The sequence below is a fragment of the Streptomyces sp. NPDC088766 genome (genome assembly GCF_044750845.1).
In the GTDB taxonomy this organism is placed as follows: domain Bacteria; phylum Actinomycetota; class Actinomycetes; order Streptomycetales; family Streptomycetaceae; genus Streptomyces.
In genome coordinates this window covers 33,113-51,317 of sequence record NZ_JBIVKQ010000021.1, presented here as the reverse complement: position 1 = coordinate 51,317, position 18,205 = coordinate 33,113, and the positions used below count along the sequence as shown (strand labels likewise).

Genomic DNA, 18,205 nt, shown 5'->3' with positions numbered 1-18,205 from the left:
GCACGAAGGAGAGACGTGAGCGGCAAGGGTGCACCGGAGTTGTCCGTACGCAATGTGGGTGACCTCAGGGTCGCCGTCATCGCGGCGCAGTGGCACGAAAAGGTGATGGACGGTCTGGTCGACGGCGCCCTGCGCGCCCTGCACGACCTCGGCATCGACGAGCCGACCCTGCTCCGGGTCCCCGGCAGCTGGGAGCTTCCGGTGGTCGCCAAGGTCCTCGCGGGCCGCGGCTACGACGCGATCGTCGCCCTCGGCGTCGTCATCCGCGGCGGAACCCCGCACTTCGAGTACGTGTGCCAGGGCGTCACCCAGGGCCTGACCCAGGTCTCGGTCGACACCGGCGTGCCCGTCGGCTTCGGCGTCCTCACCTGCGACACCGAGGAGCAGGCCCTGGACCGGGCCGGCATCGAGGGCTCCACCGAGGACAAGGGACACGAGGCGGTGACGGCGGCGGTGGCGACCGCGGCCACCCTGCGCTCAGTATCCGAACCCTGGCGATAGGCGGGCCGGTACAACGGCTAGGGTGGGGTCACCATGTCCAAGAAGACGTTCGAGGAGCTGTTCACCGAGCTCCAGCAGAAGGCCGCCGACGGCGACCCCGCCACTTCCCGCACCGCAGAACTGGTCGGGAAGGGGGTCCATGCCATCGGCAAGAAGGTCGTCGAAGAGGCCGCCGAGGTCTGGATGGCCGCCGAGTACGAGGGCAAGGACGCCGCAGCCGAGGAGATCTCGCAGCTGCTGTACCACGTCCAGGTGATGATGGTCGCCCGCGGCATCTCGCTGGACGACGTCTACGCCCACCTGTGAGCCCCGCCCACCACCTCCGAACAACACCACGCGAAGGAAGCCGACCTCATGCTGCGCATCGCCATCCCCAACAAGGGTTCCCTGTCCGGACCTGCGGGGGAGATGCTCCATGAGGCCGGCTACCAGCAGCGCCGCGAGTCCAAGGAACTGCGGATCGTCGACCCGGAGAACGAGGTCGAGTTCTTCTACCTCCGCCCCCGCGACATCGCGATCTACGTCTCCTCCGGCCGCCTCGACATCGGCATCACCGGCCGCGACCTGCTCATCGACTCCGGCGCCGACGCCGAGGAGATCCTCCCGCTCGGCTTCGCCCGCTCCACCTTCCGCTTCGCCACCAAGCCGGGCACCGCCGGCGGCGTCGAGGACCTCAGGGGCATGACGGTCGCCACCTCCTACGAGGGGATCGTCGCGAGGCACCTCGCCGACCACGGTGTCGACGCCTCCGTCGTCCACCTGGACGGCGCCGTCGAGACCGCCATCGAGCTGGGCGTCGCCGAGGTCATCGCCGACGTCGTCGAAACCGGCACCTCCCTGCGCAACGCGGGTCTGGAGGTCATCGGCGAGCCCATCATGAAGTCCGAGGCCGTCGTCATCCGCCGCACCGGCGCCGACGGCGAGGAGCCCAAGGTGCAGCAGTTCCTGCGCCGCCTCCAGGGCGTCCTGGTCGCTCGGACGTACGTGATGATGGACTACGACTGCCGTGTCGAGCAGTTGGAGAAGGCCGTCGCGCTCACCCCCGGTCTGGAGTCGCCGACCGTCTCCCCGCTGCACAACGAGGGCTGGGTCGCCGTCCGGGCCATGGTCCCCGCCAAGGAGGCCCAGCGGATCATGGACGACCTGTACGACATCGGCGCCCGCGCCATCCTCACCACGGCCATCCACGCCTGCCGCCTCTGAGAACCCCGGGAAGATGTCCGACCAGCCCACGCTCCCCGTCACCTTCCGGCCGAGCCGCACCCGCGCGGTGCTCCTCTCGGCCGGAGCGGTGCTCTTCCTCGTCATCTCCGCCGTCGCCCTGCTGCTGGAGCAGCTCGGGCCGGGGGAGCGGCTCAGCTTCGTCCTCACCGGCGCCCTCTGCTTCTGGGTGCCGGCCCAGCTGGCCCGGGTCAGGGTCGTCGCCGACGACTCCGGTGTCACCGTGGTGAACATCGCGAGCAGGCGGCGCCTGGAGTGGGCCGAGATCCTCCGGGTGAACCTCCGGCAGGGCGACCCCTGGGTGTTCCTCGACCTCAGCGACGGCACCAGCCTGCCCGCGCTCGGCATCCAGCCGGGCATCGACAAGCAGCAGGCCATCGCCCACGCGCGCGCCCTGCGCAGCCTCGTGGAGACCCGGTCCGTGCACCGCTCCGACCAGGATCAGTGCTGACGCGGAGCAGGATCAGGGCTGACTCGGGGGCGTCCGCCCTGCCGCTGGAGCCCCTGTCTTGATTAATCTGGTGACGGAGGCGTCCCCTTTGCGCCTCCACCCCCGTCGTGCCCTGCCGGGCGCACGGGGGGTCCTGCTACCCGAGGAGTGACCCTCTCCGGCGATGGACGGTTCGTCCTGTAGTACCTGCGCCGCCCCCTCCGAAGCGGAGGCGGCGGCTTCATGACCATCCCCCTGCTGCTCCTGGCAGCCGCGTTCCTGCTCATCCTCGCCAACGGCTTCTTCGTGGCCGCCGAGTTCGGGCTCGTCACCGTCGAGCGCCAGGAGGCCGAGAAAGCCGCCGCCGAGGGCGACCGACGGGCCCGTACGGTCGTCGAGTCGCTCAAGGAGCTGTCCTTCCAGCTCTCCGGCACCCAACTCGGCATCACCATCACCTCCCTCGTCGTCGGCATGCTGGCCGAACCGGCACTCGCCGAACTGCTCGGCGGCCCCCTCACCGCGATCCGTGTCCCCGAGGGCGCCGTCTCCGGGGTGGCCGTCGTCATCGGCATGCTGCTGGCCTCCGCCGTGCAGATGGTGATCGGTGAGCTCGTGCCGAAGAACTGGGCGGTCTCCAGGCCCCTCCAGGTCGCGCGATTCGTCGCCGGCCCGCAGCACGCGTTCGCCCGCCTGTTCCGGCCCGTCATCGCCGCACTCAACGCGGTCGCCAACCGGCTCGTGCGCGCCCTGGGCGTCGAGCCCACCGAGGAGCTGGCCTCCGCCCGCACCCCCGGCGAACTGGTCTCCCTGGCCCGGCACTCCGCCCAGGCCGGCACGCTCGAACAGGACACGGCCGACCTCTTCGTGCGGACCCTGTCCCTGGCCGAGCTGACCGCGCAGCACGTGATGACCCCGCGGGTGAAGGTCAGCGCCCTCCAGGCGTCGGCCACCGCCGAGGACGTGGTCAATCTGACCCGCGCCACCGGCCTGTCCCGCTTCCCCGTCTACCGCGAGAAGATCGACGAGGTCGTCGGCATGGTCCACCTCAAGGACGCCCTGGCCGTCCCCGTCCACGACCGGCTGCGCACCCCGCTCGGCCGGATCGCCCGCCCGGCCCTGCTGGTCCCCGAAACCCTGCCCGTGCGGCCCCTGCTGGCCCGGCTGCGCAGCGAGCAGCCCATCGCCGTCGTCGTCGACGAGTACGGCGGCACGGCCGGCGTGGTGACCCTGGAGGACATCGTCGAGGAGATCGTCGGCGAGGTCCGCGACGAGCACGACGGCCTGGACACCCCCGAACTGGCCGCCGCCCCGCCCGAGGACGGCAGGCCCGCCTGGGACGTCGACGGCAGCTGCCGGGTCGACACGCTCCGGCGCATCGGCCTCGACGTGCCCGAAGGACCGTACGAGACGGTCGCCGGGCTCGTCGCCGACCTGCTCGGCCGCATCCCGGCCGTCGGCGACCGGGCCGAGCTGCCCGGCTGGCGGCTGTCGGTCCGCCGCGTCGGCCACTACCGGGCCGAACGGGTCCGCATCGTCCGCACCGGAGTGGTCGTGGAGGTCGCCCGATGAGCGTGCTCCAACTCGTCTTCGCGGGCCTCCTCGTGCTCGCGAACGGCTTCTTCGTCGGTGCCGAGTTCGCCCTCGTCTCCGTCCGCCGCAGCCAGATCGAGCCGCTGGGCACCGCGCGGGCCCGCCAGGTCCTCCACGGTCTGGAACACCTGCCGCAGATGATGGCCGCCGCCCAGTTCGGCATCACCGTGTGCTCGCTGACCCTGGGCGCCGTCGCCGAGCCGACGGTGGCGCACCTGCTGGAACCGGTCTTCGAGGGCATCCACCTGCCGCACGGCATGATCCACCCGCTCGGTTACGTCATCGCCCTGGCGGCCGTGGTCTTCTTCCACCTCGTCGTCGGCGAGATGGTCCCGAAGAACCTCGCCATGGCGGCCCCGGAGAAGGCCGCACTGTGGCTCAGCCCCGGTCTGGTCGCCTTCGCCCGTCTCTGCCGGCCGGTCACCGTCGCCCTCGGGGCCTGCGCCCAGGGCATCCTGCGCCTCTTCAGCGTCGAGCCCAAGGACGAGGTCGAGGCCGTCTTCACGAGCGAACAGCTCAACCGGCTGGTGGAGGACTCCGGTCAGGCCGGCCTGCTCGATCCCGAGGAGCAGGAGCGGCTGGAGGACGCGCTGGAACTGGGCTCCCGCCCGGTCACCGACGTCCTGCTCAAGCGCGAGTCGCTGGTGACGGTCCCGCCGTCGGTCACTCCCGGCCAGATCGTCGCCCTCACCGCCCGCACCGGCTACTCCCGCTTCCCCGTCGCCGCGGAGAAGGGCGCCTTCATGGGCTACCTCCATGTGAAGGACGTCCTCGACCTCGAGGAGTCCGACCGGGCCGTGCCCCAGCAGGTGTGGCGCCCGATGACGACGCTCCGCTCCGAACTGCCGCTGGACGACGCGCTGACGGTGATGCGGCGGGCGGCGACGCACCTGGCGCAGGTCGCGGACGCCTCGGGCAGGGTGCTCGGGCTGGTCGCCCTGGAGGACGTCCTGGAACTGCTGGTGGGCGAGGTGACGGACCCCGCCCACCGGGACTACCCCGAGGTGGTGATGGCTACCTAGGGCCTCTCGTTCGGATCAGGCCGGGCTCGTGGGGTCCGGCCTCAGGCCGGGTCCTGCGGCCCCCGCCCCGACAGCACCTCGCCGTACGCCTGCATCAGATCCGGCAACCGCAGTGTCGACAGATCGTCGCGGGTCAGAGTCCCCGGGTACGTCGACAGCCGCAGGTCCCGGTAGGCGCAGCTCTTCTCGTACAGGGTCCGCAGGAACCGTCCGTTGCCCAGTTCGTCGATCCACCCCTGGTCCACCACGTGCCCGGCGATCGACCGCAGTTCGTCCAGCGCCTCCTCGTCCCACACGTCCCCGTTGTCCGCCGCGAGCACCTCACCGATCGAGGTGAGTTCGAGGGGCCGGTACGACGGGAAGTCGACGCGGGTCGTGAAGCGGGACGACAGACCGGGGTTCGCCGCGAGCAGCCGGTCCATGCCCTCGGGATAGCCGGCCAGGATCACCACCAGGTGGTCCCGGTTGTCCTCGGCCCGCTTCAGGAGCACCTGCAGGGCCTCGTCCCCGTACGCGTCCCCCTTGCCGTAGCCGGAGTTGGACAGGGAGTAGGCCTCGTCCACGAACAGGACCCCGCCCAGCGCGGAGTCGATCAGTTCGTTGGCCTTCACGGCGGTCTGGCCCAGGTACTCGCCGACGAGGTCGGCCCGCTGGGCCTCCACGAGGTGGTCGCCGCCGAGCAGGCCGAGGGCGTAGAAGACGCGGCCGAGGATGCGGGCCACCGTGGTCTTGCCGGTTCCGGAGGGGCCGGAGAAGACGAAGTGCCGCTTCGGCGGCTGGACCGGGAGGCCCTGGCCGGCTCGCAGCCGGGCCATGTTCAGCTGCGCCGACAGAGCCTTGACCTGCCGTTTCACCGGCTCCAGCCCCACCATGCGCTCCAGCTCGGTGAGCGCCTCCTCCAGTAACGTCGGGTCGGTGGGACCGGCCGGCAGGACCGGGGGCACTACGGTCTTCTCCCGCACGGCCGGGTCGGGCACCGTCGGGACGGGAACCACGGGCGGCAGGTCGGACGGGTCGCCGAGCTTCAGGTCCCGGCCCTCGGTGCCGAACAGCGGGTCCAGGACGTCCGCCCCGTCCCCGACGTCCTGACCGACTCCGGCCAGGGTGATGGACGCCAGGTCGCCCGTGTCGTCGTAACCGTCGCCCTCGGCGATCGCGGCGAGCCGGGCCGAGGTGTCCATGAAGGCGGGGTCGACCCGGTGCACGGCCCGGTACAGGGGGAGCGCGGCGGCGGACCGGCCGGTGCCCTCGTGCGCGCGGGCCAGCCAGTACCGCAACTCCTTGCGCTGCGGCTGTTCGCTGCGGCAGCGCATGAGCGCCGTCGACAGCAGCGGCTCGGCCTGCCCGTACATCTCCAGCCGGACCCGGGCCATGCCGCCGAACAGGCCGGCCTCGATACCGAGGAGGGGGTCGTCGAGGAGCGGGTCGGTGTGCCGGACGAGCTGCTCCCAGTCCTTGACCAGATAGGCGCGGCAGGCGTGCAGGAAGCGGACGTGGTGGTCGGCGTCGACGGGCGGGAGGCCCGCCAGCGCCCGGTCCAGCTCGGGCACGTGCCGGCCGTCCAGCCAGTGCGAGGCGTGCGCGAGGAGCAGGTCGCGGGGGCTCTCCAGGACGGGCTGTACCCACCAGCCGAGCCAGTACCAGGAGTTGAGGGTGCGGCGGTGCCGGGTGCGCTGTTCGCCGAAGCGGTCGCGGTGCCGGAACATCCTGAGCAGCGCGGTCGTCGTGTCGACGCGCAGCGCGTGCAGGCCGAGCCAGCCGTCGGCCATGCCGGGATCGATCCGCACCGCGGCGCGGAACTCCTCCTCCGCCTGCGGATACGCACCCATGGTGTAGGCGTCCACGCCGCGTAGCCAGGCGAGGTCGGCCGGGGCCTCGGGGCCCCGCGTGCCGAAGTCCATCACGTCCCCCACGAACCGTGCCCCCGTCGGTATGCCACCGGGCCGGAGCCCATCGGCTGCGATGGTCGAACCGCTGTGCCGCGGACCGGAGTTGCCAGGTGCGCGCAGCAGTCGCCCGCAGGTCGCACCGAGGGCATCGTACCTGCGGGGGAGCACCCCGCCGAAGGGTGCCGCACAGCCCGTTCGGCGAAGTGGGAGCAGAGGGGGCGCACCGCCGCACGGTGACCCTGGGTGAGCGAAGGGCATCGCGGTGCGTCGGCGAAACGGCCCCGAAGGGGTGTGCGGGCAGAACGAAGCCCCCGATCACGGGGGAACAACCGGGGGCTTCGCGACTGCGGGGCGGCTTCCAATGCCGCACATTGAGAACGTAAGTCCTGTACGGGCCGTCGGTCAAGCCGAGTTGGAGCACTTGGCGGAGTTCGAATGCAAGGGCCTTCACATTTTCACCACATCGCATGCGACCCTTCACCCTGCGTGACGTGGTGGTGTGCTCAGCGCGTTCCCGCGGGCCCCGGCAGCACCTCGTAGCCCTCGGGCAACTGCCGCACCAGAGCGTGCGCGTACGGCCTCGACGGGTCCTCGGCGAAATGTCGCGCCTCCGCCTCGACCCATCCGTCCCAGAACTCCCGCTGGTCCTCCCCGTCCCGGGACCGCCCGCGAGCCCAGGCCTCCTCGCGCGGCAGTTCCATCCACAGCAGGTGAGCCAGGTACGGCCGCAGGGCGCGGCGGCCGGCGCCGACGCCCTCGACCAGGATCACGGGGGCCGGGGGAAGCGGGCGGGGCGGGCCGAACCCGCGGACGCGCCAGTCGTAGGGGGTGTAGTGCGCCGTCTTGCCGCGGCCGAGCGGCTCGATCACCTGGGCCAGCAGCCGCCCGGTCCACGCGAACAGTTCGTCGTGGGTCGCGATGTCGTCCAGGCGCAGTACCGGTGCCCCGCCCGACGCCTCGGCCAGCTGTCCCGCGAACGTGGACTTGCCCGAGCCGGCGTGCCCGTCGACGCCGATCAGGCGGACCGGGCCGCAGGACGGCGGCAGGCTGCGGAGCCGGGAGGCGAGCTGGCGGATGGCGGTTCCTGGCGGTGGTGGCGGTGACGGCAGTGGCGGGGCCGGGCAAGTCTAGCGGCGCGGGTCGGCCCTCCCGCAGGTCACGCCAGTGGACCAGGCCAATATTGCCGGGCGCGGCGCGGGCGGAAGTGCTGGCAGCCCCGCCCCCCTCCCGCCATAGTTGGCGCACACCGCACACCGCACACCGCACACCGCACACCGCACACCGCACACCGCACACCGCACACCGCACACCGCACACCGCACACCGGACCCGCTCCGACTCGGACACCCTGGGAGTCTTTCGCTCATGAGCAGAGCCGAACAGCCGTCCAGGAGGGCCGACCAGCTCTCCGACCGAACCGACCAGCCGTCCCGCAGGACGCTCCTCGCCGCCGCGGTCGTCGCCGCCGTGGCGGGCGGCGCGGCCCCCGCGGTGGCCGAGGCCGCCGTTCCGACCGAGCCCGCGAACCAGGGCGCAGCACCGGGCGCAGCGCCTGAAGCGGCGCCGGGTGCGGCCCCGGACCGCCCCGTGGAGTACCACTCCTGGACGACATACACCGACTGGCGTTCCGGTACCGCGGCGGGCACCCGCGCCGTCGCCGGCGTCCGGCCCGGGCTGGTCCTCGCGGCCCCGGCCGGGACCGCCGACTACACCGACCCGCACACCGGCACCACCGCCGCCTGGGAGTACGCGACCTGGACCTCTCCCGTCCACCGGTTCGCCGTCCCCGCCACCGAGGCGATCGCCTCCTGGAACGCCGGCACACCGGCCGGTACCTGGCTCCAGGTCGAGCTGAAGGCCGGCTACTCCGACGGCACGGCCACCCCCTGGTACGTGATGGGCCGGTGGGCCGCCGGGGACCAGGACATCAAGCGGACCTCCGTCGACGGCCAGACCGACGGCAGGAGCACCGTGTGGACGGACACCCTCGCGGTCGACGACGCGGCCACGGGCCTGCGCCTCACGTCGTACCGGCTGCGTCTGACCCTCCACCGCAGGCCCGGCACCGAGCTCACCCCGACCGTGTGGCGGGTGGGCGCGATGGGCTCCGACGTCCCGGACCGCTTCACCGTCCCGGCCTCGGTGCCGGGCCTCGCGCAGGAACTGGTCGTCCCCCGCTACTCGCAGGAGATCCACGTCGGCCAGTACCCCGAGTACGACAACGGCGGCGAGGCCTGGTGCAGCCCCACCTCCTCGCAGATGATCATCGAGTACTGGGGCGGACGCCTCACACCGGAGCAACTGGCCTGGGTCGACCCCGCGTACGCCGACCCGCAGGTGTGCCACGCGGCTCGCCACACGTTCGACCACCAGTACGACGGCTGTGGCAACTGGCCGTTCAACGCGGCCTACGCCGCCACGTTCGATGATCTCCAGGGCGTGGTGACCCGGCTCGGCTCCCTCACCGACCTGGAGACGCTGATCGCGGCCGGCATCCCGGCCATCACGTCACAGTCCTTCCTGAAGGACGAGCTGACGGGCGCGGGGTACGGCACCTCCGGCCATCTGATGACCGTGATCGGCTTCACCGCGGACGGCGACGTGATCGCCAACGACCCGGCCTCGCCGAGCGATCCGGCGGTGCGGCGCGTCTACCGGCGGCGGGAGTTCGAGAACATCTGGCTGCGGACCAAGCGCTACAACGCGAGCGGCAAGGTCGCGTCGGGCACCGGAGGCGTCTGCTACCTCTACTTCCCGGCGCGTCCGAGCGCGCTCCAGCGCAGGGCGCTCGCGGCGGTCGGAGTGCGCTGAGCCACGCCCCGCACGCGGACGTCCCTCGACGTCACGGCCCCCGTCGCGGCGGGGGCCGTCCGCGTGTGAGCAAGCTCTCGGCCGCAAAAGCCCCGCACGGTGGCAAGGTGGACGGATCGGGGGGAGCCCGCCGTCCACCGCATGCACGACCGTCAGCGAGAGACCATGACCGCACACGCCACCGCCGCCGCCCGCACCCGTACCGGCGGGCCCGAGGACGACGGTCCGAAGATCTTCGAGCACGTCATGGGATGGACCCTGGTCGTCGTCGTGGCGATGCTCGTGGCCCAGCTGGGCCTGGTCTGACGCCGGCGCGGGAGCGCCGTCCGCGGGCCGGTCCCGCTGCGCCCGGCCCCGGTTCGACCTGACATACTGACGTCGTCCCGCCGAGCGTTGGAGCCAGGGTCGACATTGAACATCAGTCAGCAGCGTGACGCGTCCCGCCCCCGGGCGCGCGGCACCGAGCGCTCACTGGCGCGTCGCGCCGAACTCATCGCCATCGGGCGCAGGTTGTTCGCCGACACGTCCTACGACGCGCTCTCCATGGACGACATCGCCCGGCAGGCGCACGTCGCCAAAGGACTGATCTACTACTACTTCCAGTCCAAGCGCGGCTACTACCTGGCGATCATCCGGGACTCCGTCGCCGACCTGGTCTCCTTCGCGGCGAGCGGCATGGAACTGCCCCAGGTGGACCGGGTCCACCGGACGATCGACGGCTACCTGCGCTTCGCCGAGCACCACCAGGCCGCCTACCGCACCATCGTCAGCGGCGGCGTCGGCTTCGACACCGAGGTGCACGCCATCCGGGACGGGGTGCGCGAGGCGATCGTGGCCACCATCGCCGAGGGTGCCTACGGCCGCAGCGACATCCCGGCGCTGCCCCGCATGAGCCTGCTGTCCTGGGTGTGCAGCGTGGAGGGCGCCACCCTCGACTGGATCGACCGCCCCGAACTCTCCCGCGAGACCATGCGCGACCTCCTCGTGAAGACCCTGGGCGGCGCCCTGCGCGCCGTCGAGGAACTCGACGCCGCCTTCCCGGCCCCGAAGCCGGCCCGGCGCGATCCCTGAACCGCCCCCGGGGCGAAGGTTCGTGCTCCTCCGCCCCGGGTGTCCGTGCGGGACCGGCCAGTCGATGGCCGTGACCAGCCCACCGTCTGCGGTGTCCCCGCTCGGCTCCCGGAAGAAGGTCCCGCCGGGACCCTGCTGGTTCTCGTACGTCGTCTTCGTCGCGACAGTCGCCGGGGTGTCGTGACTCCACCGGTCGTTCCCGCACCTGGCGTACGCCGTCCCGCCCGCCGTGCCCGTCGCGGGGCGCTGCTCCTGAGCACCTCGTAGTCCTCGACGCCCTGCTCGTACGTTCCCGCGGCCGGGCCGGTCGCGGTGCCGCCGGGCGCCGCCCGGGGTGACTCCGGTCCGGCCGCGCCCGTAGAAGCCGATGCCCAGCAGCAGCTTCGAGGCGGCGATGCCGAGGCCCTTGAGCCTGGCGATGGTCGCCGAGGTGTGGGTGAGCCCGGTCGCCGAGCCGGACGTCTCGGTGTTCTTGACGAGGTGCTTGCGGTCGTGGGTGCCCCACTCCGTGAAGCAGCCGAGGACCTTGGACCCGGCGGCCGCCCGCACGGACGGGTGGTGGCGTCGGTGGCGGCGGCTGACGCCCGCACGGACGGGGCGGCGGGGGCGGTCGCGGTGCCCGCGCCGGCGAGCAGACCCGCGCCGAGCACGGCCGTGCAGGCGGCGGCGAGCGCCCGGAAGCGGGAGCGACGGTGGGGAGGGTGCGGCATCGGGTGCCACCTCGTGGCGGAGAGGTGAACGCGCACCGGTTGGCATGGACGCGGTAGCACGGTGCCGAGAGCGCAGGAGGACCAGACCAGCCCGGTCAATGGTGCGGACCGATCGCCTCCGCTCGGGCCGTGCGGCCGCCGCCCCCCGCGGGCATACTCACCGCGCCGGGCCGCCGGCCGGCCCGAGGAGGAGAGTGGGGTCATGCCCGACCGTGCAGCACCGCCCGTGGACCGTCTCCTGCCCACGGAGGAAGCCCGCGACCTGCTCGCCCTCGTCCAGGACATCGCCCGCCGCGAGATCGCCCCGAGCGCCGCCGCGGAGGAGGACGCCGGACACTTCCCGCGCGCACTGTTCACCCTCCTGTCCCAAGCGGGCCTCCTCGGTCTGCCCTACCCGTCCGCGTACGGCGGCGGAGACCAGCCGTACGAGGTCTACCTCCAGGTCCTCGAGGAACTCGCCGCCGCCCGTCTCACCGTCGGCCTCGGCGTCAGCGTGCACACCCTGGCCACCTACGCCCTCGCCGCCCACGGCACCGGGGAGCAGCGGGCCGCCCGCCTGCCCGCGATGCTGGGCGGCGGACAGCTCGGCGCCTACTGCCTCTCCGAGCCCGCCTCCGGCTCCGACGCGGCCGCGCTGCGCACCCGGGCCGTCCGGGAGGGCGACGGCTGGGTCATCGACGGGACCAAGGCCTGGATCACCCACGGGGGCATCGCCGACTTCTACACCGTCATGGCGCGTACCGGCGGCGAGGGCGCCCGCGGGATCACCGCCTTCCTGGTGCCCGGCGACGCCGAGGGGCTGAGCGCCGCGCCGCCCGAGAGGAAGATGGGGCTCAAGGGCTCGCCGACCGCCCAGGTCCACTTCGACGGGGTGCGGATCCCCGACGCGCTGCGCATCGGCGACGAGGGGCAGGGCTTCGCTATCGCCCTCGCCGCCCTCGACTCCGGACGGCTCGGCATCGCCGCCTGCGCCGTCGGCCTCGCCCGGGCCGCCCTGGACGAGGCGGTCGCCCACGCCACCGGGCGCCGGCAGTTCGGGCGGCCGATCGCCGACTTCCAGGGGCTGCGCTTCCTGCTCGCCGACATGGCGACCCGGGTCGAGTCGGGCCGGGCCCTGTATCTCGCGGCCGCGCGACTGCGCGACGCCGGCCGGCCGTTCGTGCGCGAGGCGGCCATGGCCAAACTGCACTGCACCGACGCGGCGATGCAGGTCACCACGGACGCCGTCCAGGTGCTCGGCGGCTACGGCTACACCGCCGACTTCCCCGTCGAGCGCTACCTGCGCGAGGCCAAGGTGCTGCAGATCGTCGAGGGCACGAACCAGATCCAGCGCATGGTCATCGCCCGTCAGCTGCTGGGTCCGGAGACCCGCTGAACTGGCCCGGCCGCACCAGCGGTGCGACCAGCCGAACCCACTCCGGGTCACGCCGGCCGGGCAGGGCGCGGCCCCGGTCGGCCCAGGCGCGCATCATGGCGCGGTAGATCGGCGGGTCCTGCGGGGGCGGCGGCGGAGCCGACGGAACCGATTTCGCCGACACGGAGGCCGGGACGGACAGTTGGCGGTGACGCCCGGACGCCTGATAGGTGGGGGTCATACCAGGGCAACGCGAGCACGCGACGCCAGGTCACGGCTCGCACCCTCGTGCGTGAGTTCGGGATGTGCCCCCGGTACGGCCCGCGTTGGCAGGACCCCGCACTGATTCGCCGTCACATACCTGTTCCTGGAGAGCGATTGACCGCTCCGGGCGCACCGACTACGGGCCACGGCCGGGATGCGGGCCATGGCGCGTGTCGGTCGGGGGAGTCGGGCGGAGGAGCTCAGGCGGCGTGGCGGCGCAGTGCCGGCACCCGGATCGGGCGCGAGGCGGGTCCGCCGACGTGCGAGAAGGGCTGCATGCGCCAGTCCAGTCCCTGAGGGAGCGTCAACAGCAGTGCGGTCTCCTGCTCCTGGAGCTCCACCGACTCGTCCGCGGGACGGGCCTCGGCCGCCGCACGGCCCGTGCCGGCGCAGACCGTGAGCCCGAACGGGTTCCACGGTGAGGCGCACAGCGCGTGCTCCGGCAGGACCTCCTCGTCCGCCAGCAGGGCGATGGGCTGCGCGCAGTCCGGGCAGATCACCCGGTACATCTCGAACGTGTCGTAGGCGTCGAACTCGTAGGAGCGGTCGCCGCTCTCGTCGTCGAAGCCGTCGTAGCCGTCGGGTTCGACACCCTCCGGCTCGGACTCGACGACGGTGGGCTGGAACCGCTTGGGCGCGGTACGACCAGGACGCTTAAGGCTCTGCATGGGATTCTCCCCCTCGGGCTGGGCCGTTCAGGCACTGCGGCCTCGACCACAGCAAGCACTTCCCAGCCCTCCGTGGCGGTAATCACGGGACCATCACGAAGACTTCGCACGGGCTGTGGTGTTGGTCACATGCCATGCGCAGATGCCGATCGGCCCGTCCCGTCCGCCACATCACGAACCGGTATGACCTGGGCTGTATACGTATACGAAGAGATCGTGCGCCCTGTAAGTTCTTGCGCCATGGAGGAGCTGGACCGACAGATCGTGCAGCTGCTCGTCAAGGACGGGCGGATGAGTTACACCGACCTGGGCAAGGCCACGGGCCTGTCCACGTCGGCCGTGCACCAGCGGGTGCGCCGGCTGGAACAGCGCGGCGTGATCCGGGGGTACGCGGCCGTCGTCGACGCCGAGGCCGTCGGGCTGCCCCTGACCGCCTTCATCTCGGTGAAACCCTTCGACCCCAGCGCCCCCGACGACATCGCCGACCGGCTCGCCGGAGTGCCCGAGATCGAGGCCTGTCACAGCGTGGCCGGCGACGAGAACTACATCCTCAAGGTGCGGGTGGCCACCCCGCACGAACTGGAGGAGCTGCTGGGCCGGCTGCGGGCACTCGCGGGCGTCTCCACACGCACCACGGTCGTGCTGTCCACCCCGTACGAGGCCCGCCCGCCCCGGATCTGAGGACCGCCGCCCCGGACGGCCCCCCGGCATCCGACACCCGGGTACGACGGCACCGGGTGGACCCCGGAGGCCCGACACCCTGGTACGACGGTCCCCGCACCGGATGGACCCCGCTCACCCGACATCCGGGTACGACGGTCCCCGCACCGGATGATCCCGTGCCGCCGGTACGAGGGGTCCCCGGTGCCGGCCGGCCGGGGCGAGGTACGAGACTGGTGCCATGAGTGAGCGCACCCCCGACCCGAAGACCGTCCTGCTCCGCCGAGGAGAGGTCCACAGCCCCGCCGACCCGTTCGCGACCGCGATGGTCGTCGAGCGCGGCCAGGTGGCCTGGGTCGGCTCCGAGGGCGCGGCCGACGCCTTCGCGGACGGCGTCGACGAGGTGGTCGACCTGGACGGTGCCCTGGTCACCCCCGCCTTCACCGACGCCCACGTCCACACCACCTCCACGGGCCTCGCCCTGACCGGCCTCGACCTGTCGGCCGCGCCCTCCCTGGAGGCGGCCCTCGCCCGGGTACGGGACTTCGCCGCGGCCCGGCCGCGGGACACGGTCCTCCTCGGCCACGGCTGGGACGCCGCCCGCTGGCCCGGCGGCCGCCCCCCGACGCGCGCCGAACTGGACGAGGCCACCGGCGGGCGGCCCCTCTACCTGTCCCGCATCGACGTCCACTCCGCGGTCGTCACCACGGCCCTGCTGGACATGACCCCGGGCGTCGGTGCGACGGACGGGCCGGGCGACGCCCCGCTCACCGCCGACGCCCACCACGCCGTCCGCGCCGCGGCGTTCGCAGCCGTGACGCCGGCTCAGCGGGCCGAGGCCCAGCGGGCCGCCCTGGCGCACGCCGCCTCGCTCGGCATCGGCTCGGTCCACGAGTGCGCCGGCCCCGAGATCTCCTCCGAGGACGACTTCACCGCCCTGCTGCGGCTGGCCGCCGAGGAACCGGGCCCGCGGGTCGTCGGCTACTGGGCGGAGCGCGACGTCGACAAGGCGCGCGCGCTGGGTGCCCTCGGCGCGGCCGGGGACCTCTTCGTCGACGGCGCCCTCGGCTCCCACACCGCCTGCCTGCACGACCCGTACCGCGACGCCGCCCACACCGGCACCGCCTACCTGGACGCCGCCGCGGTCGCCGCACACGTCACGGCCTGCACCGAGGCCGGCCTCCAGGCCGGCTTCCACGCCATCGGCGACGCCGCCGTCACCGCCGTCGTCGAAGGCGTGCGCGCGGCGGCGGACAAGGTGGGCCTGGCCCGCGTGCGGGCCGCCCGCCACCGCGTCGAGCACGCCGAGATGCTCACCCCCGAGACGATCGCCGCCTTCGCCGAACTCGGCCTGACCGCCTCCGTCCAGCCCGCCTTCGACGCGCTGTGGGGAGGCGAGGACGGCATGTACGCCCAGCGCCTGGGGGCCGAGCGGGCCCGCGCCCTCAACCCGTTCGCCGCCCTGCTGCGCTCCGGCGTCCCCCTTGCCTTCGGATCCGACAGCCCGGTGACCCCCCTCGACCCGTGGGGCACCGTCCGCGCCGCCGCCTTCCACCGCACGCCCGAGCACCGGATCTCCGTGCGCGCCGCCTTCACCGCCCACACCCGGGGCGGCTGGCGGGCCGTCGGACGCGACGACGCGGGCGTCCTGGTGCCGGGCGCACCCGCCGACTACGCCGTCTGGCGCACCGGCGCCCTGGTCGTGCAGGCCCCGGACGACCGCGTCGCCCGCTGGTCCACCGACCCCCGCTCGGGCACTCCCGGCCTGCCCGACCTCACACCCGGCACCGACCTGCCCGAATGCCTGCGCACGGTGGTCGGCGGACGGACGGTGTTCGTAGGGCCGGGCGAGTGATCCGCCGGGGCGCGGCGTGGAAGATCACCCGTCCGCACGGCGCCCCGCGGGAGTCGCCGCCCGCCTGCTGACCAGCGCGTTACCCGAAGAGTCGCAGGTCGGTCGGCTGTTGACAGCCGACCGCGGGGGGCCGGTAGGTTCGGCCGGGTCCACCACCGGACGCCCCGCCGGGGAACGTCCGCGCACTCGCCGGTGCGCCGCTGGGTCAGGGACGGTGTGCCGCACCGGCGCGCCGCCACTGGGAGCCAGGCGCAGCGCCGCACCAGGACGAGGGAACGTTCCGGCCGGTCGGGGCGGTGCGACCCGGGTGGGGCCCGGACGCTCAGTAGACAACGGCTTCAGGTCGACCCGCAGCCGGCGGGTCCCAGGTCGGCCCGAAGGGCGCCGGGCCCCCATCCGCAGGACCCTACGGGCACGCCCTCCGGCGGCACGTCCGGTCATACGAGCCCAAAAGCGCACTCATACCCCGCTTTTGCGGAAACGACACCACCATACGAACGTCCTGTCGCGTCCCCCCAGGCGGCGGCCACTATGGTGGACCCCTGCGTACGGACACGAAGGGGCAGCAGTGAACGACGGCGACGCGACTCGCGCGGCACAGGACCGGGGGAGGAAGTTCGGTCCGCTCGGCACGGCGTTGGTGATCATTCCGACCTTCAACGAGGCGGAGAACATCAAGAGCATCGTCGGCCGGGTGCGCGAGGCCGTCCCCGAGGCGCACGTCCTCGTGGCCGACGACAACAGCCCCGACGGCACCGGCAAACTCGCCGACGAGCTGGCCGCCGCGGACGACCACGTCCAGGTGCTGCACCGCAAGGGCAAGGAGGGCCTCGGCGCCGCCTACCTCGCGGGCTTCCGCTGGGGTCTGGAGAACGGCTACGGCGTCCTGGTCGAGATGGACGCCGACGGCTCCCACCAGCCCGAGGAACTGCCCCGGCTCCTCACCGCCCTCAAGGGCGCCGACCTCGTGCTGGGCTCCCGCTGGGTGCCGGGCGGCCGGGTCGTGAACTGGCCCCGGTCCCGCGAGATCATCTCCCGCGGCGGCAGCCTCTACTCGCGCCTGGCGCTCGACCTGCCGCTGCGCGACATCACCGGCGGATACCGCGCCTTCCGGCGCGAGACCCTCGAAGGCCTCGGCCTCGACGAGGTCGCCTCGCAGGGGTACTGCTTCCAGGTCGACCTCGCCCGCCGGGCGGTCAAGGCCGGCTACCACGTCGTCGAGGTGCCCATCACCTTCGTCGAGCGCGAGCTGGGGGACTCCAAGATGAGCCGCGACATCCTCGTGGAGGCGCTGTGGCGGGTCACGGCCTGGGGCGTGGGAGAGCGCGTCGGCAAGATCGCCGGCCGGCCGGGCGGGCAGGAGCAGCCGCAGCCCCCGTCGCAGTCCTCCCCGACATCGTCCACCCCGTCCACCTCCTCGCCGCAGCAGCCCCCGCAGTCCTAGGTCCGGACGTGACGCCGGGGCCGAGCCGTCCGGCGGATCGCGCAGGAACGGCTGATCGCCCCCTTACGCCGCTCTGAGCCGGGGCCAGGCACACTGGGAGCATGACGACCGGCGCTCAGACTCCCCCGCACCTCGACACCCGGCCACGGCGCTCCCGCCTGCGGACGTTCCTGCCGCTGGGGCTCGCCGCGTGGCTGGTGCTGGAGATCTGGCTGCTGACCGTGGTCGCGGGCGCGGCCGGCGGGTTCACGGTCTTCCTGCTGCTGCTCGCCGGGTTCCTGCTCGGCTCCGTGGTCATCAAGCGGGCGGGCCGGCGCGCCTTCCGGAATCTCAACGAGGCGCTCCAGCGCGGCACGCCCCCCTCCTCGGGCGGAGGCAGCGGCCTGATGATGCTGGGAGGCCTCCTCCTCATGATCCCCGGCCTGGTCTCCGACGCGCTGGGGCTGCTTCTGCTCCTCCCCCCGGTCCAGAAGGCCGTCGGCCGCTACGCGGAACGCACGGTCGACCGCACGTTGCGCGCGGCCGGCCCCGGAAGCCTCGGTGACGCCTTCCAGCAGGCCCGCATGCACCGCCCGGACGGAAAGGTCGTCCAGGGCGAGGTGATCAGGAGGGACGAGCGCGAGGAGAGCCGCCAGGACCGGCGTCCCCCGCTGACGCAGTGAGCCGAGCCCATGGGCGGTGAGAAACGATAAAGACCGCGGGCGCCGTACGCGAC

Annotated in this window: 17 protein-coding genes; 14 read left to right on the top strand and 3 right to left on the bottom strand. The window is 72.9% G+C overall.

The genetic code is table 11. The features are described 5' to 3' along the window. Positions 1 to 15: 15 nt before the first annotated feature. The 6 genes from ribH (at position 16) to ACIP5W_RS25940 (ending at position 4,764) form a co-directional block, all read left to right on the top strand. Complete coding sequence (ribH, locus tag ACIP5W_RS25965; RefSeq protein ID WP_398097621.1) at positions 16 to 501, top strand: 6,7-dimethyl-8-ribityllumazine synthase; 486 nt, start codon at positions 16 to 18, stop codon at positions 499 to 501. Between the two features lie 33 nt (positions 502 to 534). Beyond that, complete coding sequence (locus tag ACIP5W_RS25960; protein WP_356280403.1) at positions 535 to 807, top strand: phosphoribosyl-ATP diphosphatase; 273 nt, start codon at positions 535 to 537, stop codon at positions 805 to 807. Positions 808 to 855: 48 nt separating this feature from the next. Beyond that, entirely contained in the window at positions 856 to 1,704 is an 849-nt protein-coding gene (hisG, locus tag ACIP5W_RS25955) for an ATP phosphoribosyltransferase (protein WP_401478138.1), read from the top strand. A gap of 13 nt (positions 1,705 to 1,717) precedes the next feature. Further along, a complete protein-coding gene (locus ACIP5W_RS25950) occupies positions 1,718 to 2,173 on the top strand; it encodes a PH domain-containing protein (RefSeq protein ID WP_401478135.1) in 456 nt (151 codons plus the stop codon). Positions 2,174 to 2,395: 222 nt separating this feature from the next. After that, the gene (locus tag ACIP5W_RS25945) at positions 2,396 to 3,721 is read left to right on the top strand and encodes a hemolysin family protein (RefSeq protein WP_401478132.1); all 1,326 of its coding nucleotides are present in this window, start codon (positions 2,396 to 2,398) and stop codon (positions 3,719 to 3,721) included. Continuing rightward, the gene (locus ACIP5W_RS25940; protein WP_401478129.1) at positions 3,718 to 4,764 is read left to right on the top strand and encodes a hemolysin family protein; all 1,047 of its coding nucleotides are present in this window, start codon (positions 3,718 to 3,720) and stop codon (positions 4,762 to 4,764) included. Before ACIP5W_RS25945 ends, ACIP5W_RS25940 begins: the two co-directional genes overlap by 4 nt. A 41-nt stretch (positions 4,765 to 4,805) precedes the next feature. On the opposite strand, the gene ACIP5W_RS25935 is transcribed toward ACIP5W_RS25940, so the two are convergent. Continuing rightward, positions 4,806 to 6,665: an AAA family ATPase gene (locus ACIP5W_RS25935; protein WP_401478126.1), complete on the bottom strand. Its 1,860-nt coding sequence runs from the start codon at positions 6,663 to 6,665 to the stop codon at positions 4,806 to 4,808. A 491-nt stretch (positions 6,666 to 7,156) separates the two neighbouring features. After that, complete coding sequence (locus tag ACIP5W_RS25930) at positions 7,157 to 7,762, bottom strand: uridine kinase (RefSeq protein ID WP_401478376.1); 606 nt, start codon at positions 7,760 to 7,762, stop codon at positions 7,157 to 7,159. 256 nt (positions 7,763 to 8,018) lie between these two features. Between ACIP5W_RS25930 and ACIP5W_RS25925 the strand changes: the two genes are divergently transcribed. From ACIP5W_RS25925 to ACIP5W_RS25910, 4 genes are all read left to right on the top strand, one after another. Further along, positions 8,019 to 9,464: a peptidase C39 family protein gene (locus ACIP5W_RS25925; RefSeq protein WP_401478123.1), complete on the top strand. Its 1,446-nt coding sequence runs from the start codon at positions 8,019 to 8,021 to the stop codon at positions 9,462 to 9,464. Positions 9,465 to 9,629: 165 nt separating this feature from the next. Continuing rightward, positions 9,630 to 9,770 (top strand): SCO1431 family membrane protein, encoded by a 141-nt coding sequence (locus ACIP5W_RS25920; RefSeq protein ID WP_401478120.1) that lies wholly within the window; start codon positions 9,630 to 9,632, stop codon positions 9,768 to 9,770. A 105-nt stretch (positions 9,771 to 9,875) separates the two neighbouring features. Continuing rightward, the gene (locus tag ACIP5W_RS25915; RefSeq protein ID WP_401478117.1) at positions 9,876 to 10,535 is read left to right on the top strand and encodes a TetR/AcrR family transcriptional regulator; all 660 of its coding nucleotides are present in this window, start codon (positions 9,876 to 9,878) and stop codon (positions 10,533 to 10,535) included. 912 nt (positions 10,536 to 11,447) lie between these two features. Further along, entirely contained in the window at positions 11,448 to 12,620 is a 1,173-nt protein-coding gene (locus ACIP5W_RS25910) for an acyl-CoA dehydrogenase family protein (protein ID WP_401478114.1), read from the top strand. A gap of 443 nt (positions 12,621 to 13,063) precedes the next feature. Here ACIP5W_RS25910 and ACIP5W_RS25905 read toward each other — a convergent pair whose 3' ends face one another. Further along, positions 13,064 to 13,531, bottom strand: a complete 468-nt coding sequence (locus ACIP5W_RS25905; protein ID WP_401478111.1) for a hypothetical protein — start codon at positions 13,529 to 13,531, stop codon at positions 13,064 to 13,066. 240 nt (positions 13,532 to 13,771) lie between these two features. Here ACIP5W_RS25905 and ACIP5W_RS25900 point away from each other — a divergent pair, with 240 nt between their 5' ends. The 4 genes from ACIP5W_RS25900 to fxsA all read left to right on the top strand — a co-directional run bounded on the left by ACIP5W_RS25900 (position 13,772) and on the right by fxsA (position 18,152). Next, entirely contained in the window at positions 13,772 to 14,212 is a 441-nt protein-coding gene (locus ACIP5W_RS25900; RefSeq protein WP_363091426.1) for an Lrp/AsnC family transcriptional regulator, read from the top strand. A gap of 220 nt (positions 14,213 to 14,432) precedes the next feature. Then, complete coding sequence (locus ACIP5W_RS25895) at positions 14,433 to 16,046, top strand: amidohydrolase (protein WP_401478107.1); 1,614 nt, start codon at positions 14,433 to 14,435, stop codon at positions 16,044 to 16,046. 568 nt (positions 16,047 to 16,614) lie between these two features. After that, positions 16,615 to 17,490 carry a polyprenol monophosphomannose synthase gene (locus ACIP5W_RS25890; protein WP_401478104.1) on the top strand — a complete coding sequence of 292 codons (876 nt, stop codon included), beginning with the start codon at positions 16,615 to 16,617 and terminating at the stop codon, positions 17,488 to 17,490. Positions 17,491 to 17,591: 101 nt separating this feature from the next. After that, a complete protein-coding gene (gene fxsA / locus ACIP5W_RS25885; protein ID WP_401478101.1) occupies positions 17,592 to 18,152 on the top strand; it encodes an FxsA family membrane protein in 561 nt (186 codons plus the stop codon). The last annotated feature ends 53 nt before the right edge of the window (positions 18,153 to 18,205 follow it).